At 71.5% G+C, this 22144-nt stretch carries 17 protein-coding genes; 11 read left to right on the forward strand and 6 right to left on the reverse strand.

The window, feature by feature from the left end; all coding sequences use genetic code 11:
• Positions 1-33 precede the first annotated feature (33 nt).
• From ACT2CW_RS05695 to ACT2CW_RS05730, 8 genes are all read left to right on the forward strand, one after another.
• The gene (locus tag ACT2CW_RS05695) at positions 34-714 is read left to right on the forward strand and encodes a GntR family transcriptional regulator (protein WP_164430685.1); all 681 of its coding nucleotides are present in this window, start codon (positions 34-36) and stop codon (positions 712-714) included.
• A gap of 213 nt (positions 715-927) precedes the next feature.
• Complete coding sequence (locus ACT2CW_RS05700; protein WP_445515760.1) at positions 928-3213, forward strand: glycoside hydrolase family 3 N-terminal domain-containing protein; 2286 nt, start codon at positions 928-930, stop codon at positions 3211-3213.
• Positions 3214-3406: 193 nt separating this feature from the next.
• The gene (locus ACT2CW_RS05705) at positions 3407-4327 is read left to right on the forward strand and encodes an AEC family transporter (protein ID WP_164430689.1); all 921 of its coding nucleotides are present in this window, start codon (positions 3407-3409) and stop codon (positions 4325-4327) included.
• Positions 4328-4588: 261 nt separating this feature from the next.
• On the forward strand, positions 4589-5407 hold the full coding sequence (locus ACT2CW_RS05710; protein WP_182474058.1) for a SigB/SigF/SigG family RNA polymerase sigma factor: 819 nt from the start codon (positions 4589-4591) through the stop codon (positions 5405-5407).
• Between the two features lie 139 nt (positions 5408-5546).
• Entirely contained in the window at positions 5547-6386 is an 840-nt protein-coding gene (locus ACT2CW_RS05715) for an SDR family oxidoreductase (RefSeq protein WP_182474059.1), read from the forward strand.
• 46 nt (positions 6387-6432) lie between these two features.
• Positions 6433-7074, forward strand: a complete 642-nt coding sequence (locus tag ACT2CW_RS05720; RefSeq protein WP_445515761.1) for a C39 family peptidase — start codon at positions 6433-6435, stop codon at positions 7072-7074.
• Positions 7075-7198: 124 nt separating this feature from the next.
• Positions 7199-8026, forward strand: coding sequence for an LLM class F420-dependent oxidoreductase (locus ACT2CW_RS05725; protein WP_445515762.1), 828 nt, complete (start codon positions 7199-7201; stop codon positions 8024-8026).
• A gap of 52 nt (positions 8027-8078) precedes the next feature.
• Entirely contained in the window at positions 8079-8510 is a 432-nt protein-coding gene (locus ACT2CW_RS05730) for a TIGR03668 family PPOX class F420-dependent oxidoreductase (RefSeq protein WP_182474062.1), read from the forward strand.
• Between the two features lie 20 nt (positions 8511-8530).
• On the opposite strand, the gene ACT2CW_RS05735 is transcribed toward ACT2CW_RS05730, so the two are convergent.
• Entirely contained in the window at positions 8531-8908 is a 378-nt protein-coding gene (locus tag ACT2CW_RS05735) for a DUF2267 domain-containing protein (RefSeq protein WP_445515763.1), read from the reverse strand.
• A gap of 149 nt (positions 8909-9057) precedes the next feature.
• Between ACT2CW_RS05735 and ACT2CW_RS05740 the strand changes: the two genes are divergently transcribed.
• Entirely contained in the window at positions 9058-9774 is a 717-nt protein-coding gene (locus ACT2CW_RS05740) for an HdeD family acid-resistance protein (RefSeq protein ID WP_164430703.1), read from the forward strand.
• A 404-nt stretch (positions 9775-10178) separates the two neighbouring features.
• Here the strand turns inward: ACT2CW_RS05740 and ACT2CW_RS05745 are convergent, their stop codons facing one another.
• Entirely contained in the window at positions 10179-12944 is a 2766-nt protein-coding gene (locus tag ACT2CW_RS05745) for a glycoside hydrolase family 2 protein (RefSeq protein ID WP_445515764.1), read from the reverse strand.
• A 201-nt stretch (positions 12945-13145) separates the two neighbouring features.
• Complete coding sequence (locus tag ACT2CW_RS05750) at positions 13146-14300, reverse strand: baeRF2 domain-containing protein (RefSeq protein WP_138910736.1); 1155 nt, start codon at positions 14298-14300, stop codon at positions 13146-13148.
• A 131-nt stretch (positions 14301-14431) separates the two neighbouring features.
• Between ACT2CW_RS05750 and polX the strand changes: the two genes are divergently transcribed.
• Entirely contained in the window at positions 14432-16177 is a 1746-nt protein-coding gene (gene polX / locus ACT2CW_RS05755) for a DNA polymerase/3'-5' exonuclease PolX (RefSeq protein ID WP_445515765.1), read from the forward strand.
• On the forward strand, positions 16174-16944 hold the full coding sequence (locus tag ACT2CW_RS05760) for a uracil-DNA glycosylase (protein WP_445515766.1): 771 nt from the start codon (positions 16174-16176) through the stop codon (positions 16942-16944). Before polX ends, ACT2CW_RS05760 begins: the two co-directional genes overlap by 4 nt.
• Before the next feature lie 106 nt (positions 16945-17050).
• Here the strand turns inward: ACT2CW_RS05760 and ACT2CW_RS05765 are convergent, their stop codons facing one another.
• From ACT2CW_RS05765 to ACT2CW_RS05775, 3 genes are all read right to left on the reverse strand, one after another.
• Complete coding sequence (locus ACT2CW_RS05765; RefSeq protein WP_445515767.1) at positions 17051-18541, reverse strand: S1 family peptidase; 1491 nt, start codon at positions 18539-18541, stop codon at positions 17051-17053.
• A 497-nt stretch (positions 18542-19038) separates the two neighbouring features.
• Positions 19039-19389: an L-rhamnose mutarotase gene (locus ACT2CW_RS05770; RefSeq protein ID WP_445515768.1), complete on the reverse strand. Its 351-nt coding sequence runs from the start codon at positions 19387-19389 to the stop codon at positions 19039-19041.
• A gap of 85 nt (positions 19390-19474) precedes the next feature.
• Entirely contained in the window at positions 19475-21379 is a 1905-nt protein-coding gene (locus tag ACT2CW_RS05775) for a discoidin domain-containing protein (RefSeq protein ID WP_445515769.1), read from the reverse strand.
• Between the last annotated feature and the right edge of the window lie 765 nt (positions 21380-22144).

Raw genomic sequence — 22144 nt, forward strand, 5'->3', positions numbered from 1 at the left:
GGAAGGCAATGGCCACACCTAGGGTCACGTGCCATGCAACGACCCACCGGGAAGCGGCTTCAGCAGACCAGCATGCAGGCGAGGGTCGCCGAAGAGCTGCGGCAGATGATCATCAGTGGTGAGCTGCCGCCCCGCTCCAGCCTCTCCGAGATGGCGCTGTCCGAGACCTTCGGCGTCAGCCGGACTCCCATCCGCGAGGCCCTCAAACAGCTCCAGATCGAGGGCTTGGTCGAGGTGCGGCCACGGGTCGGCACGTTCGTCGCCGTACCGTCCCGGCGCGAGCTCACCGAGCTGTTCCAGATGAAGGAGCTGTTGGAGGGCGCCGCCGCCCGGCTGCTCGCCTTCCGCGGGAACGTACCGGAAGTGGAGCGGCTCGAGGCCAATATGAAGGCGGCCGACGCGGCCGTCCGGGACGGCGACGCCGAGCAGTACGCGGCGCTGGTCCACGAGTTCCACGATCTGATCGTGGTGGGCGCGGACAACAGCAAGCTGGAGGCGCACTACCGCACCCTGATGAACCAGCTGGCCTACGCCCGGCTGGTGCGCACCTCGCTGTCCCGGCCCGGCCGGCTGGACGAGTCCGACGACGAGCACCACCGTGTCCTCAATCTGATCCAGGCCAAGGACGGCGACGGTGCGGAGCGGGTGATGCGGGAGCATGTGCGGATGAGCCACCAGGCCCTGATGGCGGGCATGGACGAGCGCCGGGCCTGACGTACCGCTCGGCGGGGTAGGTGCCGGAGCGCAGCCGTCCGGACACGATGAGCACACGCGGCCCCGGACCTACCGGGGGCCCGGACGGCGATCCTGTCGTACGTTGGCAGAAGACCCAGGTGGCGGCCCACATCCCGCGCGGGTCGCGACCGGCATGGTCTTGAGGAAACCGGGCTCGGGGAGAACCGATCGCCGAAGGCCAGGACGCAGACCATGAACGATGTGCGCAGACGTACGGTGCTCGCCGCGGCCGGGGGTACGGCCGTCGCGGGCAAGGCCGCGGCCGCCCGTGCCCAGGCCCCGCCCGCCCCCTCCGCCGACGAGGCCCGGCCGGGGCGGGAGCCCGGTCCGTACGAGACCAGGATCCGGGCGCTGATGGCGCGGATGTCCGTCGACGAGAAGCTCGGCCAGCTCCAGCAGTTCGCCTGGACCGGCGCCACCGGGCCCGGTGGCGGGCAGACCGCCGCCGCGGAGAAGGCGGCCCGCAGGGGCAGGCTCGGCTCCGTGCTCAACATCTACGGGGCCCGTACCACCAACACACTCCAGCGGATGGCCGTCGAGGAGTCCCGGCTGGGCATTCCGCTGGTCTTCGGGCTCGACGTCATCCATGGCATGTGGACCACCTTCCCCATCCCCCTCGCCCAGGCCGCCGCCTTCGACCCCGCGGTGGCCGAGTGGGACGCGGAGGTGTCGGCGCGGGAGGCCCGCTCCAACGGGGTGCACTGGGCGTTCTCACCGATGATGGACGTCAGCCATGAACCGCGCTGGGGGCGGATCGCCGAGGGCGACGGCGAGGACCCGTATCTGGCGGCGCGGCTCGCGGCCGCCAAGACCCGCGCCTACCAGGGCGACGACCTGCGCTCCCGGCGCCACCTCGCGGCCTGCGCCAAGCACATGATCGCCTACGGGGGTGTGGAGGGCGGTCGCGACTACAACACGGTGGATGTCTCCGAGGCCCGGCTGCGCAACTTCTACCTCCCCCCGTTCCGGGCGGCCCTGGACGCCGGGGTGGCCACCGTCATGGCGAGCTTCAACACCGTCAGCGGGGTCCCCGCCCATGGCTACCGGCATGCGCTGACCGAGATCCTCAAGGAGGAGTGGGACTTCGGCGGCTTCGTGGTCAGCGACTACAACGGCGTTCAGGAAATGATCGTCCACGGCTATGCCGCCGACCGCGCCGACGCCGCCCGACTGGCCTTCAACGCCGGGATCGACATGGAGATGGCCAGCACCACCATCAACGAGTACGGCAAGCGGCTGCTGCGCGGGGGTGAGATCACCACCGAGCGGCTGGACGACGCGGTGGCCCGCATCCTGCGGCTGAAGTTCCGGCTCGGGCTGTTCGAGCACCCTTACGTGGACGAGGACACGGCGATCACCGGCCCCACGAAGGCGTCCCGGGCGGCGGCCCGCGCGGCGGCCGGGCGCACCATGGTGCTGCTCAAGAACGAGAGGTCCACGCTCCCGCTGGACAGGTCGGGCTCGATCGCCGTCGTCGGGCCTTTCGCCGACTCCACGGATCTGCGCGGCTCCTGGGCCGGGCCCTGGGCCGAGAGGTTCCGCCCGGTCACCGTGCTGGACGCGGTCAGGGACGCGGCGCCGAAGGCCCGGATCAGCCATGTCGAGGGCGTGGACGCGTCCGGCCGGAACACCCGGGGCATCGCACGGGCGGCCTCGGCGGCGAGGGCGGCCGATGTGACCGTGGTGGTGGTCGGGGAGGCGGCGACGCTCAGCGGGGAGGCGTCCGTGCGCAGCGACCTCGGCCTGCCCGGCCATCAGGAGCGGCTGATCTCCGCGATCGCGGACACCCGCGCGCCGTTCGTGGTGGTCCTGCTCAGCGGGCGTCCACTGACGATGGAGGGCTGGCTGGACCGGACACCCGCCGTGCTCCAGGCGTGGCATCCGGGGATCGAGGGCGGCAACGCCATCGCGGATGTGCTCTTCGGCACCGTGAACCCCGGTGGCAAGCTGCCCGTGACCTTTCCGCGCACGGTCGGGCAGATCCCCGTCTACTACAACCACGAGAACACCGGACGCCCCTACGACCGGGCCAACCACTACACCTCCAAGTACCTCGACCTGGCCCACGGCCCGCGGTTCCCGTTCGGCCACGGCCTCAGCTACACCACCTTCGACATCGGCGAACCCCGGCTCAGCGTCAGCCGTATCCGGGCCGAGGCGCTGCGCGAGGGTGACACCGTCGAGGTCGCGGTGGCGGTGCGCAACACCGGGCGCCGCACGGGCGATGAGGTGGTGCAGCTCTACATCCGCGATCCGGTGGCGAGCATCGTGCAACCGGTGCGCAGGCTCAGCGGCTTCCGCCGGGTCAGCCTCGGCCCCGGCAAGGCCACTACGGTCCGGTTCCGGCTGAGCGCCGAGGAGCTGGGCTTCTGGACCCAGGATCCGCACGGCCGGTTCCTGCTCCAGAAGGGCGAGATCCGCGTCTTCGCGGGCAACAGCTCACTGGCCGAGCGGGGCCGTACCCTCACCATCACCTGAGCCCGGATACCCCCGCTCGTCAGCGACATCACAGCGCGGCGGCCGAATTACTTGTAGGGTGCATGCTGACCCTACGCACCCGGAAGACGCCCTTGATGACCGCCGCGCCCTGGCCCTCGACCACCACGACGAGCGGACGAGACCCCGCGGCACCCCGCGCGGGCGGCTCCGGCCACGGTGGGGCGGAGGCGCCGTGGGGGGTGTGATCACCGGCTTCGGTGTCATCGCGACCATCATCGTCACCGGCTATGTCATCGGACGCCGCCGCTCCTTGGGCGTCCACGGCCGCGAGGTGCTCACCAAGCTCTCCTTCGACGTGGCCTCCCCCGCGCTGCTGTTCACCACGCTCTCCAAGGCCGACCTCTCCGTCGTCGTCTCCACACCGCTGCTGGTGACGGCCCTGTCCACCTTCGTGGTCGCGGGCACGTTCGTGGCCGTCGGCGCCGTACGGCGGTGGAGCGTCGGCCGGACGACGATCGGCGCGCTGTGCGCGAGCTATGTGAACGCGGGCAACCTCGGCATCCCCATCGCGATGTACGTCCTGGGGGACGCGACCCTGATCGCCCCGGTGCTGCTCTTCCAGCAACTCGTCATGACCCCGATCGCCCTGACGGTCATCGACCTCTCCCGCCCCGATACCCGCCCCTCGCTGATCCGCAGGGTGACCAGCCCGTTCCGGAACCCCATCGTGATCGGCTCGCTGTCCGGTGTCCTGGTGTCCGCCACGGGCTGGCGGCTCCCCGGCCCCGTCGTGGAACCGCTCTCGCTGCTGGGCGGGATGGCCGTGCCCGCCGTACTGCTGGCCTTCGGGATCTCGCTGCCGGGCAGTCAGCTCCCCGGCCGCGGCGAGGAGCGCGGGCCGGTGCTGCTGTCGGTGGCGCTGAAGTCCTTCGCCCAGCCGGTGGTGGCGTGGGCCATCGCGGCGGGTGTGTTCCGACTGAGCGGTCCGGCGCTGTTCGCCGCCGTCGTCACCTCGGCGCTACCGGCGGCTCAGAACCTGTTCACCTACGCCTCCCGGTATCAGACCGCCACCGTCCTGGCCCGTGAGTCGATCCTGCTGTCCACGCTGCTCGCGCCGCCGGTGCTGATGACGGTGGCCGCGCTGCTGGGCTGAGCCCGGCCCGCACGGCGGACCCTCGGGCCGGGTGTTCGCACCGGTGTGCCACGTCGTCAACCGGTCCGGAAGAACTTTGTTTGCCCCTGGAGGCCCAGGGCAGGCGGATATCCGTGCTTCGGACCGTAGGCACGCACCGCGGGAGCAGTCTGCGACGCTCCAGACCGCGGCGGCGCGCCGGTCCCCGCACGCCCCCGTGAACCTCCCGCGATGCACCCCGGTCCCAGGTGACCCGTCAGCCCATCGCAGGAGGTGTGTTCCATGACGACCGCGACGCAGGACATGACACGGCCCCAGACCGGCCCCACGAAGCACCCGCATGACGACGCGCCCGACACCAGCGCCGAGTTCGCGGAAATGGCCCGGCTCCCCGACGGGCCGGAGAAGGAGGCGCTGTGCCGTCGGGTCGTCGAGGCGTGGATGCCGATGGCCGAACGGCTGGCCCGGCAGTACCGCAACCGCGGCGAATCCCTGGAGGACCTCCAGCAGGTGGCCGCGCTCGGCCTGGTGAAGGCCGTCAAGCGGTACGACCCGGAACACGGCACCGCCTTCGCCGGGTTCGCGGTGCCCACCATCGTCGGTGAGATCAAGCGCCACTTCCGGGACCACCTGTGGGTGCTGCATGTCCCCCGCCGGGTCCAGGACCTGCGCAACCGGGTGCGGGCCGCCCACCGCGAGCTGTCCCACGGGGTGGACGACCGGCCGCCGCGGGCCCAGGAGATCGCCGAGCGCACCGGGCTGACCGAGAAGGAGGTGCGGGCCGGTATGGAGGCCATGGGCAGCTTCACCCCGCTCTCCCTGGACGCCCAGCTGACCGGCGCCGACGACGGCTACTCGCTGGCCGACACGCTCGGCGCCCAGGAGCCCGCGTACGATCGGGTGGTGGACCGCGAGGCCGTGCGCCCCGGTCTGAGCCGGCTCCCGGAGCGGGAGCGGCAGATCCTTTACCTGCGTTTCTTCTGCGATATGACACAGAGCCGGATCGCCGAGCACCTGGGCATCTCCCAGATGCACGTCTCACGGCTCATCAACCGCACCTGCTCCACCCTGCGCGCCCAGGCGCTGGCCGAGGCCAACTGAGCCGGTCGCCGCGTTGCGCCGCTGGAACGATGTGCATCGCCTTAGCGGGTGACCGTCGCGCCGTGGGGGGCTACGGGTCCCCCGGCGGGCTGCGAGGGTCGGGGCGGTGGGTGACGGACCGACGAAGGAGACCGAGCCAGTGAACAGCAATCCCGATCGTCCTCCCCCGGTGCATGCCCCGGAACTCCTCAAGGGGCAGAAGGCGCTGGTGACCGGGGCGAACTCGGGGATCGGAAAGGCCACCGCGATCGCCCTGGGGCGCTCCGGCGCCGATGTGGTGGTCAACTACGCCAGTGACCGGCCCGCCGCCGAGGCCGTCGTCGCCGAGATCCAGAGCCACGGTGTGCGGGCCTATGCCCATCAGACGGATGTGTCCCAGGAGGACCAGGTCACCGACATGGTGTCCACCATGGTCGACCGCCTGGGCACCATCGACATCCTCGTCGCCAACGCGGGGCTCCAGCGGGACGCGCCCACGGTCGAGATGACGCTCGAGGAGTGGCAGAAGGTCATCTCCGTCAACCTCACCGGCCAGTTCCTGTGCGCCCGGGAGGCCATCAAGGAGTTCCTGCGGCGCGGCGTGGTCCCCGAGGTGTCCCGGTCGGCCGGGAAGGTCATCTGCATGAGCTCGGTGCACCAGACGATCCCCTGGGCCGGCCATGTGAACTACGCGTCGTCCAAGGGCGGCGTGGCGATGCTGACCCAGACCCTGGCCCAGGAGTTCGCACCCCACAGGATCCGGGTGAACGCGATCGCGCCGGGCGCCATCAAGACCCCGATCAACCGCGACGCCTGGCAGACCCCCGAGGCGCGCGCCTCCCTCCTGGAACTCATCCCGTACGGCCGTATCGGCGACCCCCTGGACATCGCGAACGCCGCCGTCGTCCTGGCCTCCGACCTGTGCGACTACGTGGTGGGGACCACCCTCTACGTCGACGGCGGCATGACCCTCTTCCCGGGCTTCGCCACGGGCGGCTGAGCGGAGGCCGGGGCGTGGCGCGCGGAGTTCGGGAAGACTGGCGCGCATGCCCGAGACCCCGGTTTCCCCCATCCACCCCGTGCCCTACTACGCCCAGTGGGAGTCGCCCGACCTGGTGCCCGACATCATCGCGGGCACCCTGTCGGCGGCCGACGATCCGCTGTGGCAGAAGTCCGGTGCCGCGAGCCCGGAGGAGTACGCGTTCTGGTCGTGGCGGCTGTGCGGGATGGCGTGTCTGCGCATGGCGCTGGACCACTGGCGCGGCAGCGCGCCACCCGCGGTCACGCTCGCCGAGGAGTGTGTCGAGGCGGGGGCGTATGTGCGCCACCCGGACCGGGTGGACGGGCTGATCTACGCCCCGTTCGCCGCCTACGCGCGGCGGCGCTGGGAGCTGTTCGCCGAGTCCCGGCCACGGCTTTCGGCCGAGGAGCTGCCGGGACATCTCGCGGCCGGGCGGCTCGCGATGCTCTCCGTCCACCCCTCCCTGCGCACCCTGGACCCGCGGCCGCCGCACCGGGGCGGCCATCTGGTGCTGGCCGTCGGCGCCACCGCGGACCATCTCCTCGTGCACAATCCATCGGGCTTCCCGGACGGCTCCCAGCGCTTCGCCGAGGTTCCCTGGGGCGACCTCGGGCGGTTCTACGCGGGGCGCGGTGTTCTGCTCGGGCCGGGCGGGCCCCGGTCGTAGGGGTCGCGCCGCGCGGTCCGCCCGCTGCCCGGTTGTGTCACTCGTGCGCACCGTTGTGGTTTCCGCGCGGCCGGGTACCCATGTGGTTCCCGCAGTCATCCACGCACCGTCCCAGGGAGCCGCAGTGAAGTTCGGCGTATCCACGTTCGTCACCGACCAGGGCATCCGGCCCGCTCCCCTGGGGCGGGCCCTGGAGGAGCGCGGTTTCGACGCGCTCTTCATCGCGGAGCACAGCCATATCCCGGTGGAGCGCCGTACCCCCTATCCGGGTGGCGGGGAGCTGCCGGAGGTCTACTACCGCACCCTCGATTCGTTCGTGACGCTGGCCGCGGTGGCCACGGTCACCCGGCGTCTGCTGGTGGGCACCGGTGTCGCCCTGCTGGTGCAGCGGGACCCGATCATCACCGCGAAGGAAGTGGCCTCCCTCGACCTGATCTCGGACGGGCGGGCCGTCTTCGGGGTCGGCGCGGGCTGGAATCGCGAGGAGATGGAGAACCACGGTACCGATCCGTCCACCCGGGGCCGGCTGATGGACGAGCGGCTGCGGGCCATCCGCGAGCTCTGGACGAAGGAGAAGGCCGAATTCCACGGGGAGTTCGTGAACTTCGACCCGGTCTTCCAGTGGCCCAAGCCGGTCCAGCAGCCGCATCCGCCGATCTATGTGGGCGGTGGCGGCGACGCCGCGTTCCGGCGGATCGCCGCCATCGGCGACGCCTGGCTGGCCAACAGCGGCTCCCCCGAGGAGCTGCGCCCGCAGATCGAGCGGATGCGCGAGGTGGCGGGCCGCGAGGTGCCGGTGACGTTGTACGCGATGCCCGAGGACGCCGAGGTGGCCGAGGGGTATCAGCGCATCGGGGTGGAGCGTGCGCTGTTCTATCTGCCGACGATGCCGGAGGCGGAGACGCTCGCACGGCTGGACTCGATGGCCGGGATCGCCGCCCGGTTCCAGTGAGCGGCCCGGTTCCGGTGAGCCGCCCAGTTTCGGTGAGCCGCCGGGGGTCGCGATGCCACAGCTGACGAGCGAGCAGGCGCGGGAGCGCTTCGCGCGGGCCAGGCTGGCCCGGCTGGCCACGGTCGGCGCCGGGGACCGCCCGCATCTGGTGCCGGTGGTCTTCGCGCTGACCGGCGACACCGTGGTGACGGCCGTCGACCACAAGCCGAAGCGGACGACACGGCTGAAGCGCCTGGACAACATCCGCGCCCACCCCGCCGTATGCCTCCTGGTGGACGACTACGACGAGAACTGGGACCACCTGTGGTGGGCGCGGGCCGACGGCACGGCCCGCGTCCTGCCACCGGCGGACGAGTCGGCGGTGTCCGCTGACTACGTCCGGCTGCTCGTGGACACCTACCCGGTCCAGTACCGGGACCGGCCGCCGCGCGGGCCGGTCGTGGAGATCACCGTCGGGCGGTGGAGCGGCTGGCGGGCCGGATGAGCCCACCGCCCGCGGGCGCATCAGCGCACGGACTCCGCCATCCTCGCGAACTCGCTGCCCAGCTGGGACATGGCGTGGCCGTACTCCTCGGCGGAGACGGCCTCCCGGAGCGTGGCGAGGACCGCCCGGACACCCCGGTCGGCCTCGGGTTCGGACAGCCCGGTGCGCAGGTGCACCCTGCGGACCGACTCCTCGGGGTCGAAGATCTCCATCTCCCCCGGCCCGCGCCGAAGGGACTCCCGGAGGTGTCCGGGCAGCTCCTGGGCCAGGTCGCGGGCCTCGCCCGCGCTCAGCCGGGCCGCCAGGGTCTCGAGCGTGGCGCGGGTGACATCCGCCGCCTCCTGCCGTGACAGCTGGGTGCGGTCCGCCACCGTCTGGAAGAACTCCCGGTCGTCCATGTCGGGCCTCCCTATGACGCGCACCAGGACACGGCCTCACCACCACCTTGCCATGCGGTTCCACCGCCCGCGAGGCGCTGGAACCGGCACGGAGGGACGATGGATCTGTGGACTACGGCCATCGTGTCCCCCCGAGGAGGTGGACGACCATGACTTACTCCTCCGACAGTCCGCAAGGACCCGGGCAGCCGAGAGAGGAACCCTACGGCCGGCCGGGAGAGCGGCCCTCCGATGCGGGCAACCCCTACGCCACGATGCAGAACATGCTGTCCAACACCACCTGGCAGGTCCTGGTGACCGCGGGTCTGGTGGCGATCGCGCTCGGTATCATGGTGCTGGCGTGGCCGGGTCCCTCCCTGGTGGTGATCGGCGTCCTGTTCGGCGCGTATCTGCTGATCAGCGGGATCTTCCAGCTGGCCGGGGCCTTCGGTTCGCATATCCCGCGGCAGCTGCGCGTGCTGAGCTTCATCACCGGCGCGCTGAGTGTGATGCTGGGACTCCTCTGCTTCCGGGGACCGGCCCAGTCGATCCTGCTGCTCGCACTCTGGATCGGCTTCGCCTGGCTGATCCGGGGCGTGATGATGACCGCCATGGCGATCTCCGGTGAGGGCATGCCCGCCCGGGGCTGGCAGGTGTTCCTCGGCGCGCTCACCATCCTGGGCGGGATCATCCTGATCGTGGCGCCCTTCGGCTCGATCACGGCGCTCACCGTGGTGGCCGGTATCTGGCTGCTCGCGCTGGGCATCATCGAGATCATGCACGGCATCCAGCTGCGCGCCAGTCTCGGCGGACCCGGCGCCCCACGCGCCGAGCACCGGGGGATGCACTTCCCCCGCTTCCGCTCGCAGCCACATCCGCAGGCGTAGTCCGGCCGCCGCGACGGCCACTCACGGCCGTCGCGGCGGACCGCGGGCGATCGGGGTCAGGGGCTCCGGCTCGGGTCAGGGTGATGGGGTGGGGTGTGTCAGCGGGTCTGCACCCACCACGCCATCAGACCGATGGCCGCGGTGCCGCACGCATACGAGGCCCCCCGGACGAAGTTGGCGGCGGCGAGTCGGCCGTATCGACGCCATCTGCTGCTGGAACGGCTGGGTACCGGCGGGCGAACCTCCATGGTGTGCATATGGAGCCCCTTTCGAGAGCGTACGGACAGTGACTGTCCGACACGGGGGAACGACGCGCTGGAGAAAGCATACAAAAGTGTGAACTTGCTCCATGCATCGGACTCGCCGAAAAAATTCCTTTCGACACGATTTCAGGACATGGGCCTTCAGCGGGCCTTGGCGGCCGCGGGGACGGTGCGGGTGGCGGTGTTCCAGCCCGAGATCCGGACCGAGGGGGCCGAACCGCCCAGGTCAGCCGTGCGATAGGTGGCGGTGAGCGTCACCGACTCGCCCGGCCACAGGCTCACCTCGTTGTCCGACCAGCGAACGGGCAGCACCGGCTTGCCCGAGCCGTTCACCAGATGGGCGTCCACGAGCAGTGCCGGTGTGCGTCCGCTCCCGGTGTTGCGCAGGGTGACGGTCGTGGTGGCGGTGGAGTCCGGCCCGCCGGTCGTGGTGGCGGTGGCGGACACCGGCGCCTCGGCCATGTCGTCGAGCCCGGTCAGATCCGCGTACGAGGTGGTGGGGGTGTAGTACCAGTCGGTGTTGTCCCAGTCGAGCACGTCCTTCTCGGTGGAGAGCCAGTACACATTGCGGCTGACCTCCTTGCCCGCGCCATCGGTGAGCTGGAGCTTGACCAGATAGGCACCGGACACCCCGCTCACCTCGGCCGGGACGGTGAGCGCGGTGGCCTTGCCACCGTCGCCCGGCACCCGCAGACCGGTGGCGCTCTTGTCGAACTTCCGGGTGCCGTCGGGGGTGTAGAGGCTGACCCGGGCGGTGAGGCCGGTGGCGGCGGTGTGCTCGCTGTTGACCACGACCACCGAGCGGGAGTCGTAGGAGTACTGGATGTGCAGCGGCTCATTGGCCTTCTTGGCGCCGTAGTAGGCCCCGCCCTGATCCAGATAGCGGTCGAAGAGCTGCCAATGCAGCGAGGTCCAGCCGCTGTTGAGCATCCAGTGGACGACACCGGTGGCGGGCCGGGAGGTGTCGGAGAAGTTGCGCGCGTACGCCTCGAACTGGGCGCGCACCGCCTCGTACCGCGCCAGCCCGGCCTTGCGCACGTAGTCCGTCAGCCCGGTCGGCTTTCCGTAGCGGCCGATCAGCGCGTTGTCGAACAGCTTGAGGTCGCCGAAGGTGCCGGACGGGGACCGGTGGTACTGCTTGGCCGACGGATCCCGCCACAGGGTCTCCAGTTCGCTCGGGGACATCATGCGGCGGAGCGTGTCCAGGGTGGGGATGTCGGGTCCGGCGCTGGTCTCGGAGTTGAAGCCGGTGGCGCCGCCCTCCCGCTTGGCGTACCAGTAGTCCGGCGGCACCCAGTCGTAGGGGCCGGTCATCTTCATGCCGGACTTCCCCAGCTTGGGGGAGGACTTGGCGGAGGCGGCGGGGATCACCGGGGTCGGCCAGTCCGCCGCATCGAGGGCGTCCAGGTAGTTCTTCTCGATGGTGGCGTCGGGGGCGAAGTCGCTGCCGATGAGGAAGGAGATGACGCTGGGGTGGTCGCGCAGCCGCGCGGCCTCGGCGGCCATCGAGTCCTTGGCGACCTGGTAGTCGGCGGGGGTCCACTTCTCGCCCGTCTCATCGCCGTTGACCTGGCCCTCCCACTTGTCACAGCACTCCCAGCCGGGGAGGGTCAGAACGCCATAGCGGTCGGCGAGGTCGAAGAACTCGTCCGGCTCGATATGGCCTTCGAGGCGGACGGTGTTCAGCCCCAGGTCGAGGGTGTACTTCAGCCGGTCCTCCACCGAGCGGGCGTCCCAGCGCAGAAACACATCGGGGGACCAGCCGCCCGCCTTGATCAGCAGCGGGCGTCCGTTGACGCGGTACTGGCGGGCACCGTCGGCGTTGAGCGGCGCCTTGACGTCGCGGATGCCGAAGCTGTGGTGGGCGGTGTCGGAGGGAGTGCCCGAGACGGTGGCGGTGAGGTCGAGGTCGTACAGCGGCTGGTCGCCCATCCCGGCGGGCCACCACACCTTGGGCCGGTCCAGGCGCAGTTGGGGAAAGTCGGCGGGGGTGAAGGCGACGGCCTTGGTCTCGTGCGGGGCGAGCGGCACCGTACGGCTGATGGCGGCGGGGCCGGCCGTGCCGGAGACCGTGGCGGTGACCGGCGAGGCGGAGTCGTTGCGGACCCGCGCCTTGACGGTGAGCTCGGCGGAGGCGAGCGATTCGGTGTCCAGCCGGGTCGTCACATGCGCGTCGCGCAGGGCCACCGGGCCGCCACGGCGGACCAGCACATCGCGGACGATGCCCATGTTCTCGTCGGGCGGGGGCTGGAGCCAGTCGATCCAGCCCATCGTGAGGTTCTTCCGCGGATCGTTGGGCTGGACGCGGAACGCCACCGTGTTGGTCCCCGCCCTGACCAGATCGGTGACGTCCAGCTCATGCCGGGTGTACGCACCGGCGATCCGGTCCTTGGTGGCCACCTGGGCGCCGTTGACGTACACATCGGCGGCGGACACCACACCGCTGACGTCCAGATAGGTGCGGCGGGAGGTGTCGGCCACGGTGAAGTCGCCGCGGTACCACCAGGGGACGGTGAAGTCGGCCGCGGGGATCTTCTCGAGGTTGGTCGAGTAGAACGGATCCGGGTACGCACCGGCCGCGAGCAGCCCGGCGAGCACCGTCGACCTGGGCCCCACCGGGTGCCAGCCGGAGGCGGGGTAGCCGGGGGTGGAGATGGCCGCGGGGGTGTCGGACACCTTGGCCGAGGACTGCGTGGCGAAGCCCGCGAGCGGGGTGGCGGTGCCCGGGGCCGCGCCCACCCGGGTCACCGGGGTCGGGCCGCCCGCCGCCGGTCCGCCGCGCGGGGGCGCGGCGCCGGTGGTGAGGGAGACGGTGAGGAGCAGGCCGCCGACGGCGAGCGAGGCGGTCAGAGCGCGTCGGACGCGGGCTCGCGCCCGCCGCCGGAAGGGTGCCGGACGGAGGACCACGGATGTCTCCCTGAGGGCAGGCAGAGCATTGGTTAAGTAGGTTTCCTAACAACCAACGGACCGTAGAGAGCTGAGCGAGCCATGTCAACCAGCCCCGCTGAGAAATGGCCCTTCCAGGCGAACTCTGCGCATCCGGAAGGGCCAGGGCGCGGAGCGCCGACGCTCCGCGCCCGGTCCCCGCGCCTCGTTCAGGCGCCTCGTTCAGGCGTGCCAGCGCAGCACCGCGCCCAGGCCCCCGGCCGGTCCCTGGAGCCCCTCTGGCACCACCAGCACCTCGGTGTCGGCCACCGTCGCGGACCGCATCAGCGCGTCGTCCGCGCGGGCGGGCTCGGGTGTTCTGACGCCCATGGCGCGCGCCTGGGAGCGCTGCACGGCCACCTGATCGGCGTCAGGACCGATCCACACCTCATGGCGCATATCGCCGCCCGCGTGCCCCAGCAGCAGCGTGGCCGCCTGATGGCGGCGCATCGCCTCCACCACCGCCGGTACGCCCTCCGCCGCACCGCTGCTCGGCGGCCCGGTGCCGTCGTGTCCGCTCAGCGCCGGTCCGCCGGGGCGGCCCCGCCCGGCGCGGAAGAGGTCGAGGACGGTCTCCAGATGGGCGCGGGCGTACTCCGCCCGGGCGTGGTCGATCTCCGCGTTCAGCTGCTCCGAGCAGCCGGCGGCCCTGCTGCCGTGGCGGGTCTCCTCCGTCCTGGCCCGCAGCGGCTCGGGCAGCCGGTCGCGTACGGCCCGGCGCTCGCGCGGGTCACCGGCCAGGATCAGCAGGTCGGCGTCGTTGTCCGTCCACTGCCGCATCAGCTCGTCGGCCACGCGGTCGGCGGTCTGCTCCCAGGTGTTCCCGACCCGGTTGCGGTAGTGCCACTCGTGGCGGTCGGCGGGCACCGACCGGTGGCCCCGGCCATGCGCCCTGCGGCCCCCGGCGCGCCCCGCCGGCCGGGCACCGGTGTCGTCGCGCAGCTCCAGATCGGCCCCCGCCTGATCGACGAAGGCCACCAGACAGGCCGGCCACTCACCCCTGAACGCGGCCAGCGGCGCCACTCGCGGCAGCATCGACCAGGACGTGACCACATCGATCGGGGACGTGGCCAGCGGCAGGTCGAGCACCACCTCGCCGTCGGTGGCGAACAGCGCCCGCCCCGCGGACGTCCTGGCCCATTGCTCACCGGCCAGCCGCTCGACCACCGCGTCACAGGTGGCGCGGTCGGCGCCCTGGCCGGTCAGCTGATCCGCCACGAACCGCTCCCGCAGCCTGCGCCGCCTGGGCGCGTCCTCCGTGCTGCGGGAGGTGTCCATGTACACGCCCGCCCATGGACCGGGGCGGTCGAACAACGGCTTCAGGAATCCAACGTCCATGACCTCCCCCAAACCCGGGGACACCCACGGCAGAAACCGGTCGACCCGACTCGCGCGGATCGCCGTTTCGCTTCTGACACCAGGATCCCTCCACCTCACCGGGATCGCCAGAGCCGACTAAAATCGCTGTCATGGCTCGCTCCAACGAGGAGGTCGAAGCCCTCCTGCGCGAATACGCCGATCTGCTCCTGATCACGGGCGGGGACGCGTACCGGGCGCGTGCGTACGAGAAGGCCGCCCGGGCGATCGGCGGCCACGCGGCCGACATCTCGCAGTTCGACGCGAAGGCGCTGCGGGACATCCCCAATGTGGGCCGGTCGATCGCCGACAAGGTGGTCGAGTATCTGCACACCGGGACCATGCCCGCCGTCGAGGAGGCGCGCGCCGCGATCCCGGCCGGGGTGCGGGAGCTGACCGCCATCCCGGCGCTCGGGCCGAAGAAGGCCATGATCCTCTACGAGGAGCTGGAGATCTCCTCGATCGACCAGCTGGCCCAGGCCATCGAGGATCACCAGCTGCGCGATCTCAAGGGCTTCGGGCCGAAGTCCGAGGAGAACATCCTGCACGGCATCGGGCTGATGCGCGCCGCGGGCAACCGCATCCCGCTCGACGAGGCCATGGACGTGGCCGATGACATCGTCTCCGCCCTGTCCAAGGTGCCCGGCTGCCGACGGTGTGCGTACGCCGGGTCGCTGCGCCGGATGCGGGAGACCGTGGGCGATGTGGACATCCTGGTGGCGGCGGAGGAATCCGGCCCGTTCATGGAGGCGTTCACCCGGCTGCCGCTCACCTCCGAGGTGATCGCCCACGGCCAGAAGAAGACCTCGATCCGCACCACCAAGGGGCTCCAGGTGGATCTGCGGGTCCTGCCGCTGGACTCCTGGGGCGCGGGACTGCTCTACTTCACCGGCTCCAAGGCGCACAACATCCGCATCCGCGCGATCGCGGTGCGCCATGGCCTCAAGCTCTCCGAGTACGGCCTCTTCGAAACCAAGAGCGGCAAGACCATCGCCTCGCGAAGCGAGGAGGACGTCTACGCCCGGCTCGGCATGGACTGGATCCCGCCGACGCTGCGCGAGGACCGGGGCGAGGTCAAGGCGGCCCTCGAAGGCCAACTCCCCCGGCTGGTCGAGGAGTCCAACCTCCGGGGCGATCTGCACACCCACACCAACCTCACCGACGGGCTGGAATCGCTGGAGGACATGATCGCCAAGGCGGAGCGGCGCGGCTACGCGTACTACGCCATCACCGATCACGCGCCCAAGCTGTATATGCAGCAGATGACCGAGGAGAAGATGCTGGCCCAGCGGGAGCGGGTGCGCGCGCTCGACCGAGGCCGCCGCCGCGGGGACACCCGGCTGCTGCACGGCGTGGAGCTGAACATCGACGTCGACGGGGACGTGGACTGGCCGCCCGACTTCCTCGCGGACTTCGATCTGTGCGTGGCCTCGGTGCACACCCAGTTCGGCCTGGACCGCAAGGCGATGACCCGGCGGCTGGTGAGGGCCTGCGAGAATCCGTACGTGCATGTCATCGGCCATCCGACCACCCGGCTGATCGGCAAGCGGCCCGGAATCGACGCCGACTTGGACGAGGTGTTCGCCGCCTGCGCCCGCACCGGCACCGCGCTGGAGATCAACGCACATCCGGACCGGCTCGATCTCTCGGACGAGAACATCCTGCGGGCCAAGTCGCACGGGGTGGTGTTCGCCCTGGACAGCGACGCCCACTCGACCCGGGATCTGGACAACATGCGGTACGGGGTGGGCATGGCCCAGCGGGGCTGGCTGACCCCGGACGATGTCATCAACACCTGGTCGCTCACCCGGCTGCGGCGTTTCCTGCGCAAGGACACGGGGCACCAGCCCCCAACATGACCACCACCGAACCCGACCGCTCCTACCCCGCCCGTCAGGCCCCCGGCGCCGAAACCCTCGCCGAGCTGGACGCACGGGTCATCGACTGCCGCGCCTGCCCCCGGCTGGTCCAGTGGCGGGAGGAGGCCGCCCGCACCAAGCGCCGGGCCTACGCCGACTGGGAGTACTGGGGGCGGCCGGTGCCCGGGTTCGGGCCACCGGACGCCGGGGTGGCGATCGTGGGACTCGCACCGGCCGCCCACGGTGGAAACCGCACGGGCCGGATGTTCACCGGCGACCGCGCCGGTGACTTCTTGTACGCCGCGCTGTACGACCTGGGGCTGGCCAGCCGGCCGACCGCCACCCACCGCGGTGACGGTCTGGAGCTGTACGGGGTCAGGATCACCTCGCCGGTGCACTGCGCCCCGCCCGCCAACCGCCCCACCCCCGAGGAGCGGGACACCTGCCGCTCGTGGCTGGCCCGGGAGCTGCGGCTGCTGCGGCCGACGCTGCGGACCGCGGTGGTGCTCGGCGCCTTCGGCTGGCAGGCCGTGCTGCCCGCCTTGGAGGCGGCCGGATGGGCCGTGCCCCGGCCCCGGCCGGTGTTCGGACACGGCGCGCGGGCCACGCTGCGGGCGGCCGACGACGGGCCGCCGCTCACGCTCTTCGGCTGCTACCACGTGAGCCAGCAGAACACCTTCACCGGACGGCTCACCCCGGCCATGCTGCGCGAGGTGCTCGGCGCGGCGGCGGAGGCGGCGGGGCTTCCGGTCTCCGGCTCCGGCTAGGGCCGGAGGGTGGTCGTGGAGGGGTCGTGGCGGGTCGTGGAGAGGGGGAGGCCCCGGGCACTGGGGCAGGAGGGCGCCCGGGACCTCGTTCATGGGGTGGGCCGGATCAGTTGAGACCCTGGCCCGCGTCGCTGCCGATGTCACCGGCCCCGGCAGCCGCGCCCGCGTCACCGGCGCCCGCGTCACCGGCGCCCGCGTCACCGGCTCCGGCGTTGCCCGCGCCCGCGGCGTCACCGGCGCCACCGGCAGCATCGCCTGCGCCACCGGCCGCGTCACCGCCACCGGCGCCGCCGCCGTCCGCGCCGATGACCGCGCCGGTGGCCTCCAGCGCGGCGGTCACCGGCTGGAAGAACGTCTCACCGCCCTGGGTGCAGTCGCCGCTGCCGCCGGACGTCAGCCCGACCGCCGCGTCCTCGGCGAACATCGCGCCACCGCTGTCGCCTGGCTCGGCGCACACATCGGTCTGGATGAGGCCGTTGACGATGTCGCCGTTGCCGTAGTTCACCGTGGCGTTGAGGCCGGTGACGGTGCCGTCGGTGACCCCGGTCGTGGAGCCGGAGCGCTGCACCTTCAGGCCCACGCTCGCCTCGACGGCGCGCCCGATCTCCTGGGTGTTGCCGTTCTGGAGGTCGACCGTGCTGGACGGCTGGGTGGTGGCGTCGTCGTACATCACCAGCGCGAAGTCGTTCTCGGGGAACTTGGAGTCCTGCACCGTGCCCACTTGCTGGGCACCGGCCTCGTCCGAGGTCCAGGTCTGGGATTCGTTGCCGCAGTGGCCCGCGGTCAGGAAGCCCGGCGCGCCGTCGACGCTGACGTTGAAGCCCAGCGAACAGCGGGCGCCACCGCCGAAGATGGCATCGCCGCCGTCGAGCCCACCGGCCGCGGCGTCACCGCCGCCTCCGGCGTCACCGGCACCACCAGCGGCGTCACCGGCACCGCCCGCACCGGCGTCGCCCGCACCGCCTGCGGCGCCCGCGTCACCCGCTCCGCCTGCCGCACCGGCGGCGTCCCCGGCACCCGCGTCACCCGCGTCACCCGCCGCGTCCCCGGCGCCCGCGCCGCCGTTGTCGCCGGGCTGGGCCGCCTCCTCGCCGTCGAACTTCTTGAACTCGCCCTTGCTGCGCTTGACGCTGACCGTGCCCTCCATCTGACCCGTCGCCTTGGTCAGCGTGTCCCACTTCGTGCCGGTCACCGTCCGGTCGGCGGTCACCTGGACCTTGTTGGTGACCGGGTCGATCGACCAGGCGGTGCCGGGCACCGACGCATCGCTGCTCAGCGTCTGGGTGGCGGCCTTCAAGTCGGCCATGCTGTTCTGGACGACCTTCGCCACGGCGCCCTTGGCCCGGACGGCCTCGGCCGAGTCCTCGTCCACCACATTCATGACCAGCTGGCGGTTGCCGTTGTCGTAGTACCAGCCCGCACCGTTGTCACCGAGGTCCGAGGCGAGACTCCTCGCGAGCTTCACCGCGGCCGGGGACGAGAAGGTCTTGGCGCCCGACGACTCGTCCGGGGTCGCGTTCGCGTTGGGCAGCAGAATGGCGGCTGCCCCGAGCGCGGTGATGGCGGCTCCGGAAATGGCGAGGGTCCGCTTGTTCACACGTCGGTGGCTCAACTCAGTGACCTCCAGTCGGGGATGCGCGGCAGGTGTGTGCGGAGCGCTTGCTGCGTTCCGTCACGCCCCCGCGCGGGGCCACCACGTCGTACGGGGATGCGTTCGCCCCGTTCTCATCCGTACTCAAGGTCTGATGAATGGCTGCGCCGAACGGTCCGGATCGGTAGGCTCCGCCGGTTCGGCCGATTGTCGTGACGCCAGTCCTGACGCCTGCGGCGGGCTGGTCCCCTACCCGCCCCTTCCCACAACTGGGGCTCCGCCCCAGACCCCGCTCCTCAATCGCCGGAGGGGCTGGAAGGCGAGACGCCACCCCAAGACCCCGCTCCTCAAGCGCCGGAGAGGCTGGAAGGCGGGGCGCCACCCCAAGGCCCCGCTCCTCAAGCTCCCCCAGCTACCGCTGGGAGGTGCCCCCTGGAGGGGCTGGAAGGCGGGGCTTCGCCCCAGACCCCGGGGGTCCAGGGGCGGAGCCCCGGGGGCGCCCTCTAGCCGCGCTCGGCGGCCTCGGCCTGGGCGCGCAGCTCCCAGACCTCGCCGAGCGCCATCCGCTCCGCCTCGGCGGGGGAGCCGCCGGTGTCCTCGAAGTGGTCGACGTACGCGCCGATGAACTCCTGCCAGCGCTGGTTGGCCGGGTCCTCGTCCAGCGCCGCCATCGCGGCCGCGAAGTCCTCGCAGTCCACGAGGTGGAAGAGATGGCGTCCGCTGCGCCAGATCCGCCAGTTGGTGATCCCGGCCCGGCGCAGCGCCACCAGCAGGTCCTCCGGGACCGTGGCGTGCACCTGTTCATAACCGGACTCCTGGCCCTCCTTGAGAACCGAGTGCAACGCCACCCTCATCGGCGCTCCTCCTCCTTCTTCTTCCGCTGCTTCCCGATGCCGGGCGGCCACGGCGGCCGCCCGCCAACGGTCCATGATGCAGCGCTCACCCCTTCTGTTCGACGCGCACCCAGTCCACCTCCGCCTGCACTCCCCCGGCCGCGACCCGGTCGACGCTGGACTGCGGCAGGCCCCAGTAGGGGGTGGTGACCTTGTTCCACCCGGCCGGGTACGCCCCGCCCAGGGCGAGGTTGAGGATCACGTACTGGTTGTGGCCGAAGACCCACTGGCCGCGGGTGGACTCGAGCTTGTTGCGGCTCGTCTCCTGGACCACCCGGTCGTCGACGAGGAAGCGCATCCCGGTGGGTGTCCACTCCACCGCGTAGGTGTGCCACTGGTCGGCGCGGCCGCCGCCCGGGTAGGTCTGGCGGGCGCCGATGTTGCCGTCCGCCGAATAGCCGGGGCCGTGCAGGGCGGTGCTGGTCCAGTCGGCGTAGCCGATGTTCTCCATGATGTCGGTCTCACCGGAGGAGGGCCAGGACACCGAGGGATCGTCCACATCGCTGCCCAGCAGCCAGAACGCGGGCCAGTAGCCGTCGCCGACCGGCAGCTTCATCCGGGCGCTGACCCGCCCGTAGGTGAAGTCCAGCTTGGTGTGGGTGTCGATGCGGCCGGAGGTGAAGTCGTATGTGCCGCCGCCCGCCTGGGTGCAGCCCTTGCAGTACTTCGCCCTGAGGACGAGATTGCCGTTCTCGGTGCGGATGTTGTCGGAGGAGTCGACATACGCCTGCGACTCGCCGTTGACCGACCCCATCTCCTGGCCGGTCCGCACCACACGCCACTTCGAGCGGTCGAGGGAGGCACCGGTGAAGTCGTCGAAGAACGTCGTCCGATACGCCCCGGACTGTTCACCGGGGAGGGCGGGGTACGCGGCGGAGGCGCTTCCGCCGGTGCCCCAGACCTGGAACTCGTAGAGGGAGTAGCCGAATTGGGCGGTGGCCGGGGCCGGGTTGTAGAAGGAGCGGCGCTCCTTCCCCAGCATCCGCACATAGCGGCCGGTGGCGGGCTGCGACAGCTTCACGGTGTCATGGCGGCCCACCGCGTCCGCGGGGGACTTCACATCCGCGCGGCGGGCGGCCACCTCGGCGGCGGAGGGCTGGTAGACCGTGCGCCAGGTGCGATTGTCGTCGGACACCTGCACCTGGTAGTCGACGGCGTAGGCCGCCTCCCAGTAGAGGTCGACGGTGTCGATCGTGGAGGTCGCGCCGAGGTCCACCGAGACCCAGCGATTGGCGTTCCAGTCGCTGGACCAGCGGGTCTGGTCGTCCTTGAGGTTGGCGGGCCAGCCGCCGTCGGTGACGAAGGCGGGCGAGTTGCCCGCGTGCTGGTAGTAGTTGGAGTAGGCGGGGTGGTTCAGGGCGAGATTGGTCCGGGTCGTGGACGCCGGTGCGGGCTCTCCGCCGTACACCTTGAACGAGTACAGGGAGTAGCCGTAGGGCGTGCCGCGCTCGATGCCGCGCATCCGTACGTAGCGTCCGACGACGTCCTGAGGGTGGGTGTGGGCGGTGAGGGATCCTCCGGTCCCGGCGTCCTCCGTGTAGAAGGGGGTCCAGTCGGTGCCGTTCTTGGACACCTCCAGGACGTATTTCTTGCCGTAGGCGGCCTCCCAGTCCAGGACGACCCGGTCGATCCGGATGGTGGCGCCGAGGTCGACGCGTATCCACGCGTCGTCGGTGAACGGGCTGGCCCAGCGGGTCGATCCATTGCCGTCGAAGGCCAGGCCCGGCGCGGTGCCGTCGTTCTCGCTGCCGGACGCGGTGACGGCCCCGTGGTTCGCGGCATACGCGGCCGCCGCCCGGTCGGTGTCCCACGTCGCCTGGGCGGTCGCGTGGGCGCCGGCCGCGGTGGAGTGCGAGGCGGGTGTGGCGAGGGCCGGGCCCGTGGTCAGTACCGCCACCGTGGCGAGGGTGGCGAGGGCGCTCAGCAGGATGCGGGGGGTACGGGATGGCATGCGGCTCTCCTCGAGGAGGTTGTGGGGGTGCACGGTGTGGTGCCGATGGGTGTTCGTGCCGAAGTGCCGGTGTGCCGGTGTGCCGTGGTGCCGATGTGCTTTGCGTTGTGGCTGTGTGCCGCGGGTGGGCTTTTCCCCTCCCCGCCCCTTCCCGTTACCAGGGGCTCCGCCCCTGGACCCCGAGGTCTGGAGGCGAAGCCCCGCCCCGCGGCGGAACCGCATATCGATACCGCGGGAAGGGCCGGAGCCCCGACCCGGGGTCTGGGCGGTGCCCCGCTCCGGGTCTAGGGCAGAGCCCCGCCCCTGCGTCTGGGCGGATGCCCCAGCCCGGAGACTGGGGCGGAGCCCCGGACCGGAGACTGAGGCGGATGCCCCAGCCCGGAGACTGGGGCAGAGCCCCGGACCGGAGACTGAGGCGGAGCCCCAACCCTAGGTCTGGGCAAGGCCCAAGCCCGGAATCTGAGGCGGAGCCCCAACCCCGGGTCTGAGGCAAAGCCCCGACCCGGAGACTGAGCAGAGCCCCGACCCTGGGCCTGGGCGGAGCCCCAGCCCGGAGACTGAGGCGAAGCCCGGCCCGGGGTCTGAGGCAAAGCCCCGACCCGGAGACCGAGGCAGAGCCCCAACCCTAGGTCTGGGCGGAGCCCCAGCCCGGAGACTGAGGCGAAGCCCGGCCCGGGGCCTGGGGCAGAGCCCCGGACCAGAGACCGAGGCAGAGCCCCAACCCTGGGCCTGGGCGGAGCCCCAGCCCGGAGACTGAGGCGAAGC

The sequence above is a fragment of the Streptomyces sp. NEAU-174 genome (assembly GCF_052665095.1).